Source organism: Corynebacterium sp. KPL2830 (assembly GCF_040225635.1).
Classification (GTDB): Bacteria; Actinomycetota; Actinomycetes; order Mycobacteriales; family Mycobacteriaceae; genus Corynebacterium.
On the sequence record NZ_JBEHFR010000057.1, the window covers coordinates 1 to 2279 of the forward strand.

Here is a 2279-nt window from a genome sequence, read left to right on the forward strand (position 1 = left end):
GCCACGGCATCGCGTTTGAACTGTTCGGAGTACCTGGACATGGTGGTAGATTACCTTTCTTTCCAGCCCGACTGGGCTGGATATCAGGTGTCCACCAAACAGGGGTCAGGTCCGATTAATGAATGGTTCAAACTATGCATTCGCTCTTGGGCTTATGGTAGCTTCGACATTCCTTATGTTTTTAAAACTTAATAAGACGTGACCAGCCCGACCAAGGAAGTGAAATGGCTGGCCATTAAGCCTTTACCATGGCCACTAGTATTCCCATCTACTTCTGCCATCCAGGATCGCCGTGGGAACGAGGCAGCAACGAAAACACCAACAGCAGTCTCAAGAGAAACCTTCCCAAAACAGCGACCTGTCCATCTACAGCACCGAGGCCCTAGAGATGATCGCCAACATTCACAACCACAAGCCACGCAAAGCACTCAACTGGCGCACCCCAGCCAAAGTCATCCCTGACACAAACCGGTAGTATCACACCAAAGCAGCCATCATCGTTGAAACGACCACTAGAATCCAAGGATGACAATAAAACTAAAAAATCCCAACTCCTTGCATGGAGTTGGGATTTTTTAGCGCTCTATTTACTTGAACGGGAAGCCGAGCTCGCGCAGGAGCTTACGGCCTTCTTCGTCGTTGGTAGCGCTGGTAACGACGGTGATGTCCATACCACGGGGACGATCGATCTTGTCGATGTCGATTTCGTAGAACATGGACTGCTCAGACAGACCGAAGGTGTAGTTACCGTGGCCGTCGAACTGCTGGTCAGACAGACCGCGGAAGTCACGAATACGTGGCAACGCGATGGTCAGCAGACGGTCCAGGAACTCCCACATGCGGTCGCCGCGCAGGGTAACGCGTGCGCCGATAGGCATGCCTTCGCGCAGCTTGAAGTTTGCGATGGACTTCTTTGCGCGACGCAGCTGTGGCTTCTGACCGGTGATAGCGGTCAGGTCCTCGAGAGCGCCATTGATGACCTTAGAGTCACGGGCAGCTTCGCCAACACCCATGTTGACGACGACCTTGGTGACGCCAGGGATCTGCATGACGTTGTCGTACTTGAACTCTTCGTTCAGGTTCTTGCGGATTTCCTCGCGGTAGCGAGTCTTCAGACGCGGGGTGTAGTTCTCGCTCATTTTTAGATGTCCTTCCCGTTGCTACGCGCGATACGGACCTTTTTGCCGTTCTCGTCGAAACGGTAGCCCACGCGGGTCGGGTTGCCCTCGGAGTCAACAATCGCAACGTTGGACACGTGGATCGGGGCTTCTTGGGTAACGATTCCGCCGGACTCGGCGCCACGCTCGGTAGCGGAGTTTGCGACGTGCTTCTTGATGCGGTTAACGCCCTCAACGAGGACCTTTTCGCGCTTCGGGTATGCCTCGATGACCTTGCCCTTCGCACCCTTATCTGGGCCCGAAATGACAATCACCATATCTCCCTTATGAATCTTCATAAGATTAGATCACCTCCGGTGCTAGAGAAACGATCTTCATGAAACGCTTGTCACGAAGTTCACGAGCAACCGGGCCGAAGATACGGGTACCGCGAGGTTCGCTATCGCCCTTCAGAATAACTGCAGCATTCTCGTCAAAGCGGATGTAGGAACCGTCTGGACGACGGGTCTCCTTCTTCGCACGGACGATAACTGCCTTAATTACATCGCCTTCTTTTACGCTGCCGCCTGGAACAGCGTCCTTGACGGTCGCGACAATTACGTCGCCGATGCCAGCGGAGCGTCGGACAGAGCCACCGAGAACGCGGATGCACAAAATTTCACGTGCACCAGAGTTGTCGGCGACGCGCAGACGCGATTCTTGCTGAATCACTATGGGTCTCCTGACCTGGATTGATGTGCGACAAGATTTCCGTCCTTGCCACACGCGGTCTACAAACTTGCTGTGCTCGAGCCTTTACAACGAACACCGTAAAGCGTCGATGGGTCTCGGACCGGCGATTCGGAAACGCACCGCTACGGACCGACCAGCTCTCGCAACCTATACATTCAACCATATGGGGGTGGCGCTTTCCAAACTTCGAATGCGAAGCAACTTTTCGCCCTAGCACCCCCTATTTAGGACAGCTGTGCCTGGTTTTAATAATCGGACGATTTTCCTTTGCGCAGCGGTAATGCAGCACAAAGAATCCTGTTAATCTTTAGATCCGTTTATCTCTCAGACGGGCTCTTCCCTATTCCACTGCCCCATTACGTTGTTAGCAGTTCCGCTTGAGGTTACCCAGGATTCGTAACTCTGCCCCCATGCCGGGGCAGGTTATGT

Annotated in this window: 4 protein-coding genes; 1 reads left to right on the forward strand and 3 read right to left on the reverse strand. The window is 53.6% G+C overall.

The features are described 5' to 3' along the window. On the forward strand, window positions 1-192 hold a 192-nt coding region (locus tag ABRP87_RS11140; RefSeq protein ID WP_349868840.1), incomplete at its 5' end, for a hypothetical protein. 395 nt (window positions 193-587) lie between these two features. Here the strand turns inward: ABRP87_RS11140 and rplE are convergent. The 3 genes from rplE to rplN are packed head-to-tail and all read right to left on the reverse strand — an operon-like array spanning window position 588 to window position 1829. Continuing rightward, window positions 588-1139 (reverse strand): 50S ribosomal protein L5, encoded by a 552-nt coding sequence (gene rplE, locus ABRP87_RS11145; protein WP_023025194.1) that lies wholly within the window; start codon window positions 1137-1139, stop codon window positions 588-590. A gap of 2 nt (window positions 1140-1141) precedes the next feature. Continuing rightward, window positions 1142-1456, reverse strand: coding sequence for a 50S ribosomal protein L24 (rplX, locus tag ABRP87_RS11150; protein ID WP_005276967.1), 315 nt, complete (start codon window positions 1454-1456; stop codon window positions 1142-1144). Window positions 1457-1460: 4 nt separating this feature from the next. Further along, on the reverse strand, window positions 1461-1829 hold the full coding sequence (rplN, locus tag ABRP87_RS11155; protein WP_023025193.1) for a 50S ribosomal protein L14: 369 nt from the start codon (window positions 1827-1829) through the stop codon (window positions 1461-1463). Window positions 1830-2279: the final 450 nt, after the last annotated feature.

Excerpts from the sequence above, each read along its gene's own strand:
- rplX (WP_005276967.1), bottom strand. The coding sequence starts at position 1,456 with ATGAAGATTCATAAGGGAGATATGGTGATTGTCATTTCGGGCCCAGAT.
- rplE (WP_023025194.1), bottom strand. The coding sequence starts at position 1,139 with ATGAGCGAGAACTACACCCCGCGTCTGAAGACTCGCTACCGCGAGGAA.